At 64.9% G+C, this 15,721-nt stretch carries 14 protein-coding genes; 9 read left to right on the plus strand and 5 right to left on the minus strand.

Features of this window, described 5'->3' with window-relative positions; all coding sequences use genetic code 11:
- Window positions 1-63 precede the first annotated feature (63 nt).
- From DAAJ005_RS01180 to DAAJ005_RS01205, 6 genes are all read left to right on the plus strand, one after another.
- A complete protein-coding gene (locus tag DAAJ005_RS01180; RefSeq protein ID WP_151845663.1) occupies window positions 64-714 on the plus strand; it encodes an ABC transporter ATP-binding protein in 651 nt (216 codons plus the stop codon).
- Window positions 711-2,030 (plus strand): ABC transporter permease, encoded by a 1,320-nt coding sequence (locus tag DAAJ005_RS01185; RefSeq protein WP_370519696.1) that lies wholly within the window; start codon window positions 711-713, stop codon window positions 2,028-2,030. The genes DAAJ005_RS01180 and DAAJ005_RS01185 overlap by 4 nt, the downstream gene beginning before the upstream one ends.
- A 53-nt stretch (window positions 2,031-2,083) precedes the next feature.
- On the plus strand, window positions 2,084-2,698 hold the full coding sequence (locus DAAJ005_RS01190; RefSeq protein WP_151845502.1) for a hypothetical protein: 615 nt from the start codon (window positions 2,084-2,086) through the stop codon (window positions 2,696-2,698).
- Window positions 2,699-2,781: 83 nt separating this feature from the next.
- Window positions 2,782-3,741: an FAD:protein FMN transferase gene (locus tag DAAJ005_RS01195; RefSeq protein WP_226342358.1), complete on the plus strand. Its 960-nt coding sequence runs from the start codon at window positions 2,782-2,784 to the stop codon at window positions 3,739-3,741.
- A 56-nt stretch (window positions 3,742-3,797) separates the two neighbouring features.
- Entirely contained in the window at window positions 3,798-4,355 is a 558-nt protein-coding gene (locus tag DAAJ005_RS01200) for a DUF2271 domain-containing protein (protein WP_151845504.1), read from the plus strand.
- Window positions 4,333-4,992, plus strand: coding sequence for a PepSY-associated TM helix domain-containing protein (locus DAAJ005_RS01205; protein ID WP_226342359.1), 660 nt, complete (start codon window positions 4,333-4,335; stop codon window positions 4,990-4,992). The genes DAAJ005_RS01200 and DAAJ005_RS01205 overlap by 23 nt, the downstream gene beginning before the upstream one ends.
- Window positions 4,993-5,503: 511 nt before the next feature.
- Here the strand turns inward: DAAJ005_RS01205 and DAAJ005_RS01210 are convergent.
- Complete coding sequence (locus DAAJ005_RS01210; protein ID WP_029483066.1) at window positions 5,504-5,878, minus strand: HU family DNA-binding protein; 375 nt, start codon at window positions 5,876-5,878, stop codon at window positions 5,504-5,506.
- Between the two features lie 281 nt (window positions 5,879-6,159).
- Here DAAJ005_RS01210 and DAAJ005_RS01215 point away from each other — a divergent pair, with 281 nt between their 5' ends.
- The gene (locus tag DAAJ005_RS01215) at window positions 6,160-7,869 is read left to right on the plus strand and encodes a long-chain-fatty-acid--CoA ligase (RefSeq protein WP_151845506.1); all 1,710 of its coding nucleotides are present in this window, start codon (window positions 6,160-6,162) and stop codon (window positions 7,867-7,869) included.
- Window positions 7,870-7,993: 124 nt separating this feature from the next.
- Complete coding sequence (locus tag DAAJ005_RS01220; RefSeq protein WP_151845507.1) at window positions 7,994-8,638, plus strand: class I SAM-dependent methyltransferase; 645 nt, start codon at window positions 7,994-7,996, stop codon at window positions 8,636-8,638.
- Between the two features lie 20 nt (window positions 8,639-8,658).
- On the opposite strand, the gene DAAJ005_RS01225 is transcribed toward DAAJ005_RS01220, so the two are convergent.
- A complete protein-coding gene (locus DAAJ005_RS01225; RefSeq protein WP_151845508.1) occupies window positions 8,659-9,096 on the minus strand; it encodes an Ohr family peroxiredoxin in 438 nt (145 codons plus the stop codon).
- Between the two features lie 347 nt (window positions 9,097-9,443).
- On the opposite strand from DAAJ005_RS01225, the gene DAAJ005_RS01230 reads away from it, so the two are divergent.
- On the plus strand, window positions 9,444-10,253 hold the full coding sequence (locus tag DAAJ005_RS01230; protein WP_151845509.1) for a 1-acyl-sn-glycerol-3-phosphate acyltransferase: 810 nt from the start codon (window positions 9,444-9,446) through the stop codon (window positions 10,251-10,253).
- Between the two features lie 285 nt (window positions 10,254-10,538).
- Here the strand turns inward: DAAJ005_RS01230 and DAAJ005_RS01235 are convergent, their stop codons facing one another.
- The 3 genes from DAAJ005_RS01235 to DAAJ005_RS01245 form a co-directional block, all read right to left on the minus strand.
- On the minus strand, window positions 10,539-11,531 hold the full coding sequence (locus tag DAAJ005_RS01235) for a site-specific integrase (protein ID WP_151845510.1): 993 nt from the start codon (window positions 11,529-11,531) through the stop codon (window positions 10,539-10,541).
- Between the two features lie 218 nt (window positions 11,532-11,749).
- Window positions 11,750-13,243, minus strand: coding sequence for a sensor domain-containing diguanylate cyclase (locus DAAJ005_RS01240; RefSeq protein ID WP_151845511.1), 1,494 nt, complete (start codon window positions 13,241-13,243; stop codon window positions 11,750-11,752).
- 145 nt (window positions 13,244-13,388) lie between these two features.
- Window positions 13,389-15,572, minus strand: a complete 2,184-nt coding sequence (locus tag DAAJ005_RS01245) for an ATP-binding protein (RefSeq protein ID WP_151845512.1) — start codon at window positions 15,570-15,572, stop codon at window positions 13,389-13,391.
- Window positions 15,573-15,721: the final 149 nt, after the last annotated feature.

Consider the following 15,721-nt stretch of genomic DNA (forward strand, 5'->3'; position numbering starts at 1 on the left):
GTCTCGGTTTCGCCGCCCGTCGTGGACCTGCGCGGCGTCCGCAAGGTCTACGAGCAAGGCGAGATGGTCTTTGAAGCGCTGAAAGGCATAGACGTGCAGATCGCGCAGGGCGAGATGGTGGCGCTGATGGGACCTTCGGGGAGCGGCAAGACCACCCTGATGCAGATCATCGGGCTGCTGGACCGGCCCAGCGCGGGCAGCTACGTGCTGGCCGGGCGCGACGTGACCACCCTGTCCGAAAACGAACGCGCCGAGGCCCGCAACACCGACATCGGCTTCGTGTTCCAAGCGTTTCACCTGCTGCCGCGCCTGAACCTGCTGGAAAACGTGGAGGTCCCGCTGACCTACGCCGGGGTGCCCGCCGCCGAACGCCGCGAACGCGCCCTGGACGTGCTGCGCCGCGTGGGCCTGGAAGACAAGGCCCGCAACCTGCCCAGCCAGATCAGCGGCGGGCAAAAACAGCGGGTGGCGGTGGCCCGCGCCCTGGCTGGCAGTCCCCGCCTGTTGCTGGCCGACGAACCGACGGGCAACCTGGACACCCGCACCGGCGAGGAAGTCATGGCGCTGTTCGGGGAACTCCATGCCGAGGGCACCACCGTGATCCTGGTCACGCACGAGCCGGAGATCGGCGCGTATGCCGAGCGCATTATCCGCGTGCGAGACGGCGTGGTGGAATCTGACACGCGGCAGACGCCAAAACGGGCGGCGCTGTGACCACCACTTCAGACCTGAAGCGCGAAGCGGCGGCGGCACCGACGCCCGCCTCCCCTCCCACGCGGCGCGGCATCGGCCTGGGTGGAGCCTTCACGATTGCGTGGCGAGCAATCATTGGCACACCCATGCGCTCGATCCTGACGGCGCTGGGCGTGATTATCGGTGTGGCGGCAGTGGTGGCATTAACTGCCATCGGACAGGGCAGCACGGCGGGCGTGACAGACCGGCTGGAATCGCTGGGCACCAACCTGCTGACCGTTCAGAGTGCGCGGGGCGGTGGGGGCGGCAGTCTGGTCCGGGGCGGCCCGCGGCAGACCATCACCGTCAAGGACGCGGAGGCACTCTCCACCGCCTTCGGAGACCGTGTTTCAGGGGTGGCCCCCAGTGTCAACAGCAATGTGCAGGCCAAGCTGGGCAGCCTGAATACGGGAGTCAGCGTGCTGGGAACGTGGCCCGCCTACGCCACGGTTCGCAACAGCCCCGTCGAGGCAGGCGATTATTTCACGCAGGCCGACGTGGACGGGCGCAAGCGCGTGGCCGTGATCGGTCATCAGGTGCTGGTGGACCTGTGGGGCGACGGCGCGGCGGATACCGACGCCCTGAACCAGAACATCCGACTGGGCAGCGTCACCTTTACGGTGGTGGGCGTGCTGCCCGACAAGGGCAACAGCGGCTTCGGCAACGCCAATTCGCAGGTCCTGATTCCCCTCAGCACCTATCTCCAGCGCTTCTCCCGGACGAACAGCGCGGGTGGGCAACCCACCGTGAGTAACGTGTATCTCTCGGCCACCAATGCCAAAGATTTAACTGCACTTCAGGCCGACGTGACTGACCTGCTCAGCACGCGCCATGACCAGACGGACCCCGAGAACCTGGACTTCCAGGTGCAGAACCAAGCCGATTCCCTGGCCAGCCTGAACGCCATCACCTCCACCCTGACCATTCTGGTGGGCGCAATCGCGGGAATCAGCCTGCTGGTGGGCGGCATCGGGATTATGAACATCATGCTGGTATCGGTCACGGAACGCACCCGCGAGATCGGCGCCCGCAAGGCGCTGGGGGCCAAGCCGCGCGACATCCTCACGCAGTTTCTGGTGGAGGCTTCCCTGCTGTCCATTGGCGGCGGAATCATCGGGCTGGGGCTGGGCATCGCGGCGGCCTATGCGGGCAAATTCTTCGGCATTGCCCCCGTATTCAGCGCCACACCAATCATCGTCGCCTTTATTTTCAGCGCGCTGGTGGGCATCTTCTTCGGCTATTACCCGGCAGCGCGGGCCGCCCGCCTGGACCCGGTGGACAGCCTGCGTTACGAGTAAATCTAAAAATCTTAGTCCTGAACTTCAAAACCTCTTCCCCAAGGAGCAACTCCATGAAAAATATCTCTCTGAACTCCGCACTGCTGACCGCTGTTCTCGCCCTGAGTGCCCTGGCCTCGGCGCAGCAAAACAACCAGAACCGTCAACTGACGCCGGAAATGCGCGCCCGTTTCGCGCAGATGCAGTCCATCAGCGATCTGGCGCAGGACATCCGCCTGCTGCCAGAGCTGGAGAAGAACAAGGCCACCGCCATGAGCAAGGCCCAGGCCAAGAGTCTTCTGAGCATCTTCACCACGTTGCAGAAAGCCACGAGTCTTCAGCCCAACGACGCCAAGAAATACCTCTCGCAGATTGAGGACAAGATCCTGAGCGACAAGCAACAGACCGCACTGGACGATCTGGCCCTTAAGGCCGAGCAGCAACGGACTGCCCAGCGCGCCCAGCGACAGGCGGGCACAGGTGGACAGGGCGCGGGCGTGCGGATTCCCGGCCTTCCCGGCGGTTTTGGAGGAGGTCAGCGTCCCGGCGGACAGGGCGGCAACGCTGCAAATGCAGGCGGCCAGAATGGGCAGGGCGGTCAGTTTGACCCCAGCAAGTTCAACCCCTTCAAGACCGGACGCGGGGCCGACGCCCTGAAAGCGTACATCGCCGTGTTGCAGAAGAAATGACCCCGCTTTCCGGCCAGCCCACATGCATCAGAGCTGCGCCGGACCTGCACCGGATTTTCACCTTGCCTCTCCAGAGTGTGGGTGTGCTTCGTTCCCTCACCTCGTTGATCCGTCCTGCCTACCGCCTGCACAACGTCTACGAGCGGCTGCTAGGAACGGAAGTCGAGCTTCAGGTGGTGGCCCGGACCCGCCAGCAGGCCGAGGCTGCCGAATGTGCGGCGCTGGACGAGCTAGATCGGCTGAGCGCCGTCTTCAACCGCTTCGATCCGGGTAGCGAACTATCGCGCTGGCTGACGCGCCCCGGTGAACGGGTGCCGCTCAGCCCCGAATTGCGGACGGTGCTGGCCCTGGCGGACGGATGGCGTGATGTGACGGGCGGGGCCTTCCATCCCGGCGCGGACGCCCTGGGCCAGCTCTGGCAGCAGGCGGCCTCAAGGGATCAACAGCCGGACGCCACCGAACTGAGCGCGCTGCTCAGGCAACTCCAGACCGATCCGTGGACCCTGCATGCAGACGGCACCGCCACCCTGCACGTCACTTATCCACTGGGTCTGAACGCGCTGGCGAAAGGCTGGATCGTAGACCGGATGGCTGAGCTGGTTTGGAATTCACCAGGGGTTCAGGCCGTGCTGATTAACGCAGGCGGGGACCTGCGAACAATGGGCGGACGCGAGCTGAAGGTCACGGTGGCTGGTCCGTTCACCGCCCGCGACGACGCTGCGCCGCTGACCCACGTTCACGTTCAGAACGGCGCACTGGCCAGCAGTGGCAGCGCGCACCGGGGCGTGCAGGTGGGCGGTCAGTGGCGTTCGCATCTGCTTGATCCCCGGAGCGGCCAGCCTGTGCGCGATGTTCCCGGCGTGACGGTCACCGCCCCCAACTGCGCCACTGCCGACGCCCTCGCCACCGCCCTGAGCGTGCTGGGTGCCGTGGAGGGACTGGCCCTAGTCAATAGCACGCTGGACTGCGCGGCCCTGATCGTCACGCGGGACGGACAAACCCATCCCAGCGCCCTGTGGCCTCCAGACGGTCCAGCACGCTGAATCTTTAACCCCTGTCCAACCTCGCCCCTCTACCATCACCCTCAGGAGAACCCACCATGACCGACACCCGCCGCACCTTCCTGCGTAAACTGGCCGCCGCTGGCGCAGCCCTCACCCTTTCACACGTGTTGCCCGGCAATCTCGCCAGCGCCGCCGCAGGCAAGCTCTGGGCCGCTGGCATGGGTCTGGACGTCAATTTCACGGTGGCCACGCAGGCCAGCGGACGGGTCAAGCGTCCCTTCGTGGCCATCTGGATCGAGGACGGAGCAGGCGAGACCGTTCGCAACCTGACGGTCTGGACCCTCCAGAACCGCCTGAATCCACGCTGGCTGGCCGAACTACGCCGCTGGACCCGCCAGAATGCGGAACTGGTCAGCACCATCAGCAGCGCCACCCGCAACCCTGGCAACTACGCGGTCAAATGGGACGGCAAGACCGACAAAGGAGCGCTGGCCGAGCAGGGCGACTACTACGTGTGCATCGAGACCGCACGCGAGCATGGCCCCTACAGTCTGGTCCGCGAGAAAGTCACGCTGGGAGCCAGTGCGTTCAAGAAAACGCTGGGAACAGACCATGACATCGAGGCCGCCAGTGTCGCTTACGGCAAAGCCTGAAGCCCAGACGCCGGAAGGGGTGCGGACACCGCGTCCGGTCTCGCGTCCCCGCACCCTCAAGGCGCGCAGTCACGTCTGGCTGCGCTGGCTGCACACCTACACGTCCATGATCAGCCTGCTGGTGGTGCTGTTCTTTGCCCTGACCGGCATCACCCTCAACCATCCCGACTGGGCATTTGGGAACTCGGAAATTAAGCGTGAGGTGACTGGCACGCTGCCCGCAGGCTGGATCACGGCGGGCAAGGTGGACTGGCTGAACGTGGCCGAGGACCTGCGCGCCCAGCAGGGATTACACGGACGGGCCGAGGAGCCGCGCGTGGACGGTACCGAGGCCAGCATCTCCTTTCTGGGACCGGGCTACAGCGCCGATACCGTGATCGACACGCAGACGGGCAAATACAGCACCAACATTCTGGCGCAGGGCGGGGTGGCGGTGCTGAACGATCTGCACCGGGGCCGCGATACGGGCGGGGCCTGGAACTGGCTGATCGACGTGAGCGGCGGCGTGCTGACCCTGGTGGCCGTGACCGGCATCGGCATCCTGCTGTACCTGAGAAAGACGCGCACCCAGGCTCTGGCCGTGATGGGCGTTGCCTCACTGATCGTGTTGCTGCTGGGCTGGCGGGCGCTGGGCTAAAACTGAAGTGGAATGCGAAAAAGGGGCAACGCTGCCGTGATGCGTTCGCCCCTTTCCGTTGCTTCAGGCGGTGAGAGAGGCCCCCGGCCCCTAGCCCGAACTGCTCTTCAAGGCTGGACAGCTTGGCTTTTATACGGACTCCGATTAGAGGGTGTTGAAAACACCCGTAATCCGAGCGGAGCGAGCAGGAGAAAAACGGGTTCCGGGCGTGGAGTGGAGGGATCGGCGCTGTTCCGATTCCTGCACGAAACAAACGGAATCCGTATTACAGCGTCCTGAACGGGATTTTGATCGTCGTCACGGGGAAGATCAATGTCCTCATGGGCGTCTGTTTACGGGATTTTCTGGAAACACAGATTCCGGGCGTGCAGTACGTGAGGCAAGACAGCCGGAACCCGAATTCAAGTGGCACTGTCTGGCGGGGGCGACGTCGTCCAGTCCAGCAAAAAGCGGAGGCGGAGTGTTCCAGCAATGGACACTCCGCCTCCGCTTTTTGCTGTTAAAAAGTGGTTTAGAGCGTGCCCTTGAGGGTGCTGGCGACCTTGAAGGCCACCTTCTTGCCCGCAGGAATCTGGATCTTCTCGCTGGTGCCGGGACGCACGCCGGTGCGGGCGGCAGTGTCCTTGACGCTCAGGGTGCCCAGGCCGGGCAGGCCGACGCTCTGGCCGCCCTTGATCGAGCTGACCACGGCGTCCAGCATGGCGCTGACGGCTTCCTCGCTCTGCTTCTTGGTCAGGCCGGTCTTGTCGGCAACCATTTCCACGAGCTGGGTCTTGGCGACCTTGTTGCTGGCGGCGGGGGCGGCCTTGGCAGCGGCGGGCGCGGCTTTGGCGGCAGTCTTCTTGGCGGCGGGCTTGGCGGTCTTTTTCGTCATGGTGAGCAGCATGACATATGCAAACGCGCTTGGGAAGGGGGTCCGGGAGGTTAGAGTCGCGCCAGCACGCTCTTAGCACCGTTTCATCCAGAGTTTTTGTGTCTGACACGGCTTTTTTCTCATACGCTGTTAAAGGCCGTGGTACACGCCAAAAGCCCATTCATTAAGATCGCCGGGGGTGTGGTGTACGGGGTTTGCGGGGTTTGCGGCCTCAGGCGCTACACTCTGGGCATCAAAAATTCACTGTTTTGCTGCGCCATCACGGGGCGCGGCGACCCCAGGAGACCTTCACCATGACCCATCCAACCTCGTCCACAGATTCGTCCACAGATCACGCGGCCCCAGCCTCGCCCCAGCCCGCCAGCCAGGGCCGTTACTGGCCGCCCTTCAAACCCCGCACGCTGACGCTGCCGCAGACCGGCGTCATGCACAATCTGCGCGTCAGTGCCGAGCGCTACCCCGACAAGGTGGCGCTGTGGCACTACGGGCACGCGGTGACCTACGGTGAACTGCACGCCCAGGCCACGCATCTGGCCGGGCATCTGGCCGCGCAGGGCGTGGGCAAGGGGGACCGGGTGGCGGTCTGGATGCAGAACAGCCCCGCCTGGGTGATCAGCGCCTTTGCCTCGTGGCATCTGGGCGCGGTGGTGGTGCCGCTGGCCCCCATGCTCCAGGCGCGTGAGTTCGGCTTCTTCTTGCAGGACGCCGGAATCAAGGTGGGCGTGGTGGGCGCGGAACTGTACGAGAAAGCGAAACAGGCTGGGCTACAACACGCGGTGGTGGCCAACATCATGCGCGGCACCGACGCCGGGGCTGCTGGAATTCCCTTGCCCGATGGCCTGGACGTGGAAGCCACCCTGCAAGACGGCGATATCACGCTGGAGGACGCCCTGAAGGCGGATCCCGCCCCCGCCGCACAGGTGGGCGCGGACGACCTGTGTGTCATGCCCTACACCAGCGGCACCACCGGGCTGCCCAAGGGCTGCATGCACACCCACCGCAGCGTGCAGGCCAACGTGTTCGGCGCGGGCGTGTGGGTGGAGGGCACCGTTGAGGACATCTTCCTGGCGGCCCTGCCGTACTTTCACGTCACTGGGTTTATCAACAGCCTGCTGACCGGGCTGACCAACGGTGGCCAGATCGTGATTATGTCGCGCTGGGACCGCGACGCCGCCCGCACGCTGATCCGCGAGCATGGCGTGACCATCTGGACCAACACGCCCACCATGGTGATCGATATGATGGCCTCGCCCAGTTTTGATCCGGCGGATTTGCGGACCCTGCGCAGCGTGACCGGGGGCGGGGCCAGCCTGCCCGCCGCCGTGGGGCAGAAACTGCTGGACCTGACCGGCATCATGTTCCTGGAGGGCTACGGCCTGTCCGAGACGATGGCGCAGTCGCACAGCAACCCCAAGGGCCGCCAGAAACTGCAATGTCTGGGCGTCCCACTCTTCAACGTCGATTCGCGCATCATCGATCTGGACACCCATCAGGAATTGCCCGCAGGCCAGATCGGCGAGATCGTCATCCGTGGCCAGCAGGTCATGCAGGGCTACTGGAACCGCCCGGAGGCCACCGCCGAGGCGTTCATGGAGATCGACGGTCAGCAGTTCTTCCGCAGTGGCGACCTGGGTTACATGGACGAGGAGGGCTATTTCTTCTTCACAGACCGTCTCAAACGCATGGTGAACGTGTCGGGCATGAAGGTGTGGCCCGCCGAGGTAGAGAACAAGCTGCACGCCCACCCCGCTGTGCAGGAAGCCTGCGTGATCAGCGTACCCGACGAGCGCAGCGGCGAACACGCCCGCGCCCTGATCGTGCTGAAACCCGGAATGGCGGCCACTGGCGCGGACATCGAGAAATGGGCACGTGAGCAGATGGCCAGCTACAAGGTGCCGCGCGACTATCAGTTCGTGGAGAGCCTGCCGCGCGGCCCCACCGGCAAGGTGGCCTGGCGTCCATTACAGGAAGCGGCGCGGGCGGCGATGGTGGCTGGAAGCTGAGCGGACAAGTCTGAAGAATGGGACGTGTGGGCGAATTCGCCTCCACGTCCCATTCTTCTGTCTGGAGGACACAGCGCAGTCCATCCCACAGCGCAGCAGCTCCACATCACCCAGACTGCCCGCTATGGACCGTCAAGCCGAATTGCCTGCCGCCGCCTTTCGCCGCACCGACGAGACACCGGACGAACAGTTTTACCGCCAGCCGCGTTTTGTTACGCACATCGACGAGGGGGCCATCGCGGCTGTGACCGGGCTGTACCACGAGTATTTCCCGGCAGGCGGCAGAATCCTCGATCTGATGTCCAGTTGGATCAGCCACCTGCCGCCCGAAGTGGAATACGGCGAGGTGACAGGTCTGGGCCTCAACCGCGCCGAACTGGAACGCAATCCGCGCCTGACCTCGCTGGAAGTGCAGAACCTGAACGCCACGCCCCGGCTGCCCTTCGCGGACCACAGTTACGACGCGGCGGGAATCACCGTTTCTATCGATTACCTGACTGATCCGGTGGCCGTGCTGCGCGATCTGGGGCGCGTGCTGGTGCCGGGCGGCCCAGTGGTGATCAGCTTTTCCAACCGCTGCTTTCCCACCAAGGCCGTGGCCGTGTGGCACACGCTGGACGACGTGGGCCACCTGCAACTGGTGCAGCATTATCTGGAGGCGGCGGGCAACTGGACCGACATCGTCGCCCTGGACCGCAGCCCCCGTTCTGCGCGAGGCGGGTTGACAGGCGATCCGTTGTACGCCGTGGTGGGCCGGGCAAACGGTTGAAGATCGGAAAATCCCCAGGCTCAGGCGTCGTGCAGGCGGTACTCGATCTTGCCTTTCAGCGCCCGGCTGAACGCGCAGATGCCCTGGCCCTGGTCCACCAGATATTGCGCCCGTTCACGCTCCAGTTCAGGCAGGGTGATGTCCAGCGTGGCCGTCAGATCGTGCGCGTCGCCGTTTCCAGCCAGACGCACGGTGGCGATCACCTGCATCACACCGAATTCAGGGTAGTTCTCTGCGCGGGCCACCGTGCCCATAGCGCTCTGGAAACTGGCGGCCAGAGCGGCAGCAAACAGTTGCTCGGGCGTGCTGCCCACGCCGCCGGCGCCGCCCAATTGTTGCGGCACCGCCATACGGACATTCAGTTGCCCGTCCTCGCTGTCCACATGTCCGGCGCGGCCACCGTGGGCCGAGGCGGTGGTGGTGTAAAGGGCCTCACGTTTACTGTTGTTCTGGGTCATGTCCGGCAATCTGAACAATGCCCTGCCCACCTTCGGTATGCCCCCTTACTGTCTGGGAGAAGTCTTCAGGAATGGCACACACAGGCTGTTCAGACGCTCTGGCATTCGCTATGGTCCCGCACACACGCCGCCCATCTCACCCTGACTAACCTGCGGGCATCATGCGGAAGTGAACCGTTCTCCCGTCCGCTGCGTACCCTGCAAAGCCACCGTCCCACCTGCGCCGCATTTCCCCGTCCCCACTTCCTGAGGTTTCTCTGATTGCGCCGTCCACCCCCCATCCCGACGATCCTGTCGAGCTGAATTTTGCGCCGGAAGGCCGCACCGCCCGTCTCAAATTCGGCCTGATGGGCCGCACGATGATCTGGAGTGCCCTGCATCAGGCCGGACGTGTTCCGCCGGACCTCAGCGTCCAGCAGCGCTTTCAGGTTCAGCGGCGCTTCAGCCGCCGGGTGCTGGGCCACCTGGGGGTGGGGTTGGAACTGCGTGGACTGGATAACATGGGGGACGGTCCCTACCTGATCGCCCCGCTGCACGAGGGCATCGCCGACGTGCTGTGCCTGCTGCGGCTGCCACTGCCGATGCGCTTCGTGGCCCGGCGCGAGATCTTCGACTGGCCAGAGGTGGGGCCAGCGATTACCCGGCTGGGGCACCTGTCGATCAACCCGGAGCATCCGCTGGGCGGCTTCCGTGACCTGTGGCGAGGGGCCGAGTCCATTCTGGGCGGCGGTGAGAGCCTGGTAGTCTTCCCGCAGGGCACGGTGCTGGGCCTCCAGACCGACTTCCAGCGCGGCGTCTTCGAGGTGGCGCGGCGGGTGGGGGTGCCCATTTTGCCCGTTGCCCTCAGCGGCACACACCGCATCTGGGAGCATCCCTTCGCACCCACCCTGCGCTACGGCCAGCGTGTGGCACTGACGGTGCTGCCGCCTGTTTCTGCCGAGGAGTTGCAAACTGGGAATCTGGAGACCATCCGCGTCCGCACCCGCCGGGCCACCAAGGCCGCGGCCCTGGCCCCCGGCGCTCCCCCTGCCCGTTTCTTCGAGCCGGACCGCGACGGCTACTGGGACGGCTTCCGGTTGGTCATCGATCCCGACTACCCCGAACTGGCACGCCGAATGGACGCCCACCGTGCTGCTCTGGTCACAGAGACGGCGTGAAACCTCCCCCTTGATCCTGCCTGCATTTCTGATTGTCATGTTAGCCAGCCTCCAAAGTTGGACTGGCACGGACTCCGGTTAAAAGATGTTGAAAACTCCTGGAAAGCAGAACGAAGGAATACGGATTCCGTCCATTTGCTGCCGAGGTTCTTATCATAGGTAACCCGCCCAAGATCACCTTGAAGCCATCCAGGCCAAATGCGGAAATCCAGATGCGGAGATGCCGTCCTCACAGGATCGCCAGGAAGGGGCCTCCAGACTTTTCTGAAGGGTAAACCACCTCCATCACCAGCCCGTCAGATCATCTTTCAGGTCATCCGCTGCAAGTTGCGCGTAGCCCTTGCGGGTGGTGTCCACCGAGGCATGCCCCAGATGCGCGGCCACCCGCCCAAAGTCCTTGATCTGCCGCAGCAGGCGCGTCCCGGCGTACTTGCGCCCTGGATGGAAGCCCCGAAAAGGTACACCTGCCTTCTTGAAGGCCTTTTCAAGGTGATACCGCGCGGTCATGACACTGCCGTAGCGGAAGACCCGTTCGGCGGGCGTGGTGCGCTTGCCGTCCATATGTTCAGGGCCTCCGGGGGCGTACAGCGCGCGGTACTGGCGGCAGGCGCGGCCCAGGCTACTGCTGATGGCCACAATGCGCCCCTTGCGACCCTTGCCGGAACGCACGCTGATCCGGCGGGCCGCCTCGTCCAGATCCGCCCAGTCCAGCGCCAGCGCCTCACTGATCCGCAGGCCCGCGTGGGCCGTCAGGAACAGGAGAAACCGGGCCTGCACGTCGGCGCAGTCGATCACATCGGCCAGCTCATCCTCGGAATAGGGCGGGCGTTTGACGATGCCGGGGGTGGGGTCCCTGGGCACCCGTACGTCTTTAAAGGGATCGGCCTCGCAGGCCCCGGCCCAGCGCAGCGCACGGTACAGGCAACTGGCGGCGGCCACCTTCAGGCCCACCCCGGCGGGTTGGCGGCCCGCCGCCAGCATGGCGTTCACGTAGCCCTGCGCTTCGTGCCGCCCCGGACGCAGGACGCCCACCGCTTGATCAGCAGCGTATTCAGTGTACTGGCGCACGCCCAGCGCATAGGCCTCGACGGTGCGCGGACTGGTCAGCACGCCGCTGCCGCCGCCGTGGGCCAGATACGCGACGGTCAGCGACACCAGTTGCGGGGCGTCTTTTTCAGCGGCAGCACGCACGGCGCGGCGGCGCAACTCGTCGTCGTGCAGCCCGGTCCATTCGCGACTCCGGGCAAGGAGATCGCCCCGGTAAACCTCGAGCGTCATGCGGGAAGGTCCAGGCAGCGGATTTTTAGGGTGGAATCTGGCTGAAGTAGAACCACCCAGCCATTCTAATCCTTTCTCTTACCTAAGAAGCATTAGGTAAGAGAACTTGGAATCGTATCGTCTGAACACTTGAGAGCATTCGCCACATTGGAGGGTCTACCTCGGGCTAGAGACAGACCCAGTCTCTAGCCCGAGGTGGAGGTTTTAGAGTTTTTGTTTCAGCGCCCCCGTTTGACCTCGTACATGCGGCCGTCGGCCATCGCCAGCAAAGCTTGGCCGGAACCCTCGTTGCTGCGGACCGTGCCGACGCTGGCTCCCTTTAAGGGGGCCACCTGTCGCACAGCCAGCACCGCCGCATTCACCGCCGAGCGAATTTGCGTCTCCGGGGCGCGGCCCAGCACGACGAACTCATCGCCGCCCACTCGGAAAACCTGCGCGCTGGTGTCCAGCGTGGTTTTTAGGCTGCCCGCGAACATCTGAAGGACGCGGTCACCCAGGCCGTGCCCGTGCTGATCATTGATGGTTTTCAAGCCGTCCAGATCGATTCCAGCCAGCGTGAACGGCTGGGCCAGCGCTTCCAGCCGCGCCAGATCCTCGTCCAGCGCGCGGCGGTTCAGTGCGCCGGTCAGGGGATCACGGCGCGCTTCCTGCCGGGCTAACGTGACCGTCTGGCGGCGTTCCAGGGCGCTGCGGACACTGCGGCCCGCCGCCTCCAGCAGCGCGCGGTCACTGCTGCGCCAGCGCGTGGCCTCGCTGCCCTCCAGGCGCACCGCCATCAGCAGCGGGGTGGTGGGGCCGTGCGTACCCAGCGGAATCCAGGCGATCTGCCGGACCCCGGCGGCCACCAGAACCTTGAGCGCGCGGGGATGGGCCGGATAATTGTCCAGGTACAGCGGCTGCTCAAGGTCGCGCAGGGCGTGGGTCAGTGACAGGGGCCAGTCGGGCAACTGGCCGGGCAGATCGCGCGTCGTCTGTGGCACGCGGGGATGCTGGTGCGCGGCCCGGACCCGCACTCCCCCATCCTCGAAGACGATCAGACTGGTGTAATCGGCGTCCAGCGCCTTCCCTAGCAACGACGAGGCCGCCACGGTGGTTTCCTCGGGGGTCAGGTCCAGGTCCATCAGTTGGGTGATGCCTTCCAGCACCTGGGCCTGATCCAACCCGCGTTGCAGGTCGACGTTGCGCAGGGTCTGCGCCTGCAATTCACGGTCCAGGTAGACTGTGCGGGCGCGCAGTTCCAGTTCGCTGACCACCAGATCCGCCAGATCCTGCAAGGATTTGAGGTCGCCTGCCGACAGCGGATGTGGCTGGTCGTCGGTGACGCACAGCGTACCGATGCGGTGGCCCGATGGCGTGGTCAGCGGCGCGCCCGCGTACATGTGAATGTGCGGCGTGCCCGTGACCATCGGATTGTGGGCAAAGCGCGGGTCGGCGTGGGCATTCTCGATGACCATCGGCCCCTCTTCCAGAATGGTCCAGGCACACACGGAATCTTGCCGCGCTGCGGTGGTGTTCCCCGGACCATAGGCAGATTTGTTCCACTGGCGGAACTGGTCCACGAAATTGATAAAAGCCACCGGAGTGCCCAGCAGGTGCGCCGCCAGCCGCGTGATCCGGTCAAAAACCTCTTCCTGGGGGGTGTCTAGAATCTCGTACTGGGCCAGCGCCAGCAGCCGCGCATATTCATCAGGTGGAAGAGGTGCGCCGATCATGACGCCCAGTGTAGTTCAGCGCCCACCACGTTTTTATGACAGGAAAGTGGGCTGGGTGCGGATTTTCTAATTTTTCAGCCGTTTCCGTGTTGAATATTGCGCATCGGGTCTGACCTGCGGGGCCGTTCAGGCGGACCCATAGCCGTTACAGATCGTTGACGGCGGGAAGGGTCAGGAAAAAGGTGCTGCCCACGCCCGGCGTGCTGTCCAGCCAGACATCGCCGCCGTGTCGCTCGGCGATCTTGCGGGTGATCGACAGACCGATGCCATTGCCCTCGTATTCCTCGCGGCCATGCAGGCGCTGAAAGATGGTGAAGATGCGCCCGAAGAATTCCGACTCGATCCCGATGCCGTTGTCCCTGACCGAGAAGCAGACGTGTGCGCCGTCCGGCACAGCCTCGACTTGAATGACCGAGGGACGCTGCAGCGAGCGGAACTTCAGGGCGTTGCCGATCAGGTTCTGAAAGACCTGCCGCAGTTGTGAAGCGTCGCCGCGCACGCGGGGCAGCGCGGCAATACTGACATTTGCCCCCGTCCGCTCAATCTGCGCGTGCAGGTCCTGCACCACCTGGGCCAGCACGGTGTTCATGTCCACCTCTACCAGCGCCCCCGCCCCACTGGTCACCCGCGCGAAGGCCAGCAGGTCCTGCAACAACTGGGCCATGCGCCCGGTGCCCTCGCTGATCTGGCGGACATAGACCTCGGCGCGGGGGTCGAGTTGACCGCTGTAACGGGTGATCAGGAGCTGCGAGAAACTGGTGATGGTCCGCAGCGGCTCTTGCAGGTCGTGGGACGCGACATACGCGAACTGTTCGAGTTCCTCGTTGCTGCGCCGCAGTTCCGCGTTGGCGCGTTCGATGCGGCGCTGCGTTTCCAGGCGTTCGGTCACGTCCAGCGACACGCCCACCACCTCGGTGACCGCCCCGGAAGAATCCTTGACCGGGATAAACCAGCTTTCCAGTGACACGCCGCTGCTTTCAAAGTGCGTCAGGTCATGGGCCACCTGACCCGCCAGCGCCTGCGCCAGCCGCCGCCCCTCGCGCAGGTCCGGCTCGCGGGCAAACAGCGCCGTGGCCGACTGGCCCACCGCCTGACCGGGCCGCAGCCCGAGTTGCTCCAGGAGACGGCCTTCCGAGAGGGTAAAGACCCCCTGCGCGTCGGTGGCAAACAGCAGGATCGGGGCGTTCTCGGCGGCCACCTTCAGGTAGTGCTGGGTCCGGTCCAGAGCACGCATGGCCGCCGAACGCTCCAGCGTCAGCGCCAGCCCGCGCGTCACCGCCCGCACGATGGCCCGCTCACGCTCGCTCCAAGTGTGGGCCTGCGTGGTGCCCACCGCCAGCAGGCTGTGCAGCTTGTCCCCGGTTAACAGCGGCACCAGCGCCACCGCGCCGTACTGTGCGGTGCTGGGCAGACTGTTCGCCTCAGCGTTCCAGCCGTCGGCAAAGACAGCGGCGCGCGTGCGGGCAGCCTCGGCAAAATCGGGGGCGTCCAGCGGCACTCCGGCGCGAATCTGTTGCGTCACCTCATCCGGCAGGTCCCCGGACCAGGCCTGAGCCTTCCACAGTTGGCCGTCGAGTTCGTAGTAAGCGGCGCTGACGTGCGGCAGGCTGGCGCGCAGCACCTCTATGGCCTGCCATGCCAGCGCCTGCACGTCACGTTCGTCCCCCACCGCTTCCTGATAGGCCACGAAGGCGTCCAGGGCCGTGCGTTCTTCCTGAAGCGAGCGGGACTGCGCCTCCAATTCGGCGGTACGCGCGGCCACACGCGCCTCCAGTTCCTCACCCAGCCGCATCCGCCCCAGCGCGACGGCGCACAGCGCGGCCAGCGTTCGCAGAAAGCCCTTCTCCTCCGGCGCGAAGGAACGCGGTTCCTGGAAGTCCACCATCAGGGTGCCGATTGCGCGCCCCTCCAGCACCAGCGGCAGCGCGGCGCAGGCCCCAGGTACAGTTCCAGAGGGCGCAGTCAGGTTCATCCGCGACGCCAGTTCCGGATAAGTCTGGAACAGCTCGGCATGACGCCCGAAGTACAGCGCCTCCCGCCGAAGCAGGGCGTCCCCGGCAGGATCAGCGTGGTTTAGAGGTCCGCCTGTCCACACGGATTGGCGGCCTGCCTCCTCTCCCCTGACGTGTCCGACTTCCAGATGCTCCCCGGATGGGCCGAGCAGCAGAAGGGTCCCGCTCGCGTCGGCCAGCGTCTCCCGCAACGACACCAGAATGCTGAGCAGCACTTCCCCAGTGGTAGACGCTGCGGCGAGCTGCTCTGTCACAACCTGCAAATTTTCGATCAGAACAAGGGACGACGTGCTGGACGCCGTGACCGGATGAGCCATACCTTAAGATAGCTTAAAGGAAAGGCAAGATACTGAGACAGAAAGTGCTTTCAGACGCGTTTTGAGAACAGCGCGGCAAACTGTCCTCTTCTCATCGAGGCAGCAGGTGTTGACTGCTGGCGCTGAACAGATGGATGCGATTGACACCT

The organism is Deinococcus sp. AJ005 (assembly GCF_009017495.1).
Taxonomy (GTDB): Bacteria; Deinococcota; Deinococci; order Deinococcales; family Deinococcaceae; genus Deinococcus.

Bases quoted from the DNA above. Each gene is read 5' to 3' on its own strand.
- DAAJ005_RS01180 (WP_151845663.1), top strand. From the start codon at position 64: ATGGTCTTTGAAGCGCTGAAAGGCATAGACGTGCAGATCGCGCAGGGC.
- DAAJ005_RS01190 (WP_151845502.1), top strand. From the start codon at position 2,084: ATGAAAAATATCTCTCTGAACTCCGCACTGCTGACCGCTGTTCTCGCC.
- DAAJ005_RS01200 (WP_151845504.1), top strand. From the start codon at position 3,798: ATGACCGACACCCGCCGCACCTTCCTGCGTAAACTGGCCGCCGCTGGC.
- DAAJ005_RS01210 (WP_029483066.1), bottom strand. From the start codon at position 5,878: ATGCTGCTCACCATGACGAAAAAGACCGCCAAGCCCGCCGCCAAGAAG.
- DAAJ005_RS01215 (WP_151845506.1), top strand. From the start codon at position 6,160: ATGACCCATCCAACCTCGTCCACAGATTCGTCCACAGATCACGCGGCC.
- DAAJ005_RS01220 (WP_151845507.1), top strand. From the start codon at position 7,994: ATGGACCGTCAAGCCGAATTGCCTGCCGCCGCCTTTCGCCGCACCGAC.
- DAAJ005_RS01225 (WP_151845508.1), bottom strand. From the start codon at position 9,096: ATGACCCAGAACAACAGTAAACGTGAGGCCCTTTACACCACCACCGCC.
- DAAJ005_RS01230 (WP_151845509.1), top strand. From the start codon at position 9,444: ATGGGCCGCACGATGATCTGGAGTGCCCTGCATCAGGCCGGACGTGTT.
- DAAJ005_RS01235 (WP_151845510.1), bottom strand. From the start codon at position 11,531: ATGACGCTCGAGGTTTACCGGGGCGATCTCCTTGCCCGGAGTCGCGAA.
- DAAJ005_RS01240 (WP_151845511.1), bottom strand. From the start codon at position 13,243: ATGATCGGCGCACCTCTTCCACCTGATGAATATGCGCGGCTGCTGGCG.
- DAAJ005_RS01245 (WP_151845512.1), bottom strand. From the start codon at position 15,572: ATGGCTCATCCGGTCACGGCGTCCAGCACGTCGTCCCTTGTTCTGATC.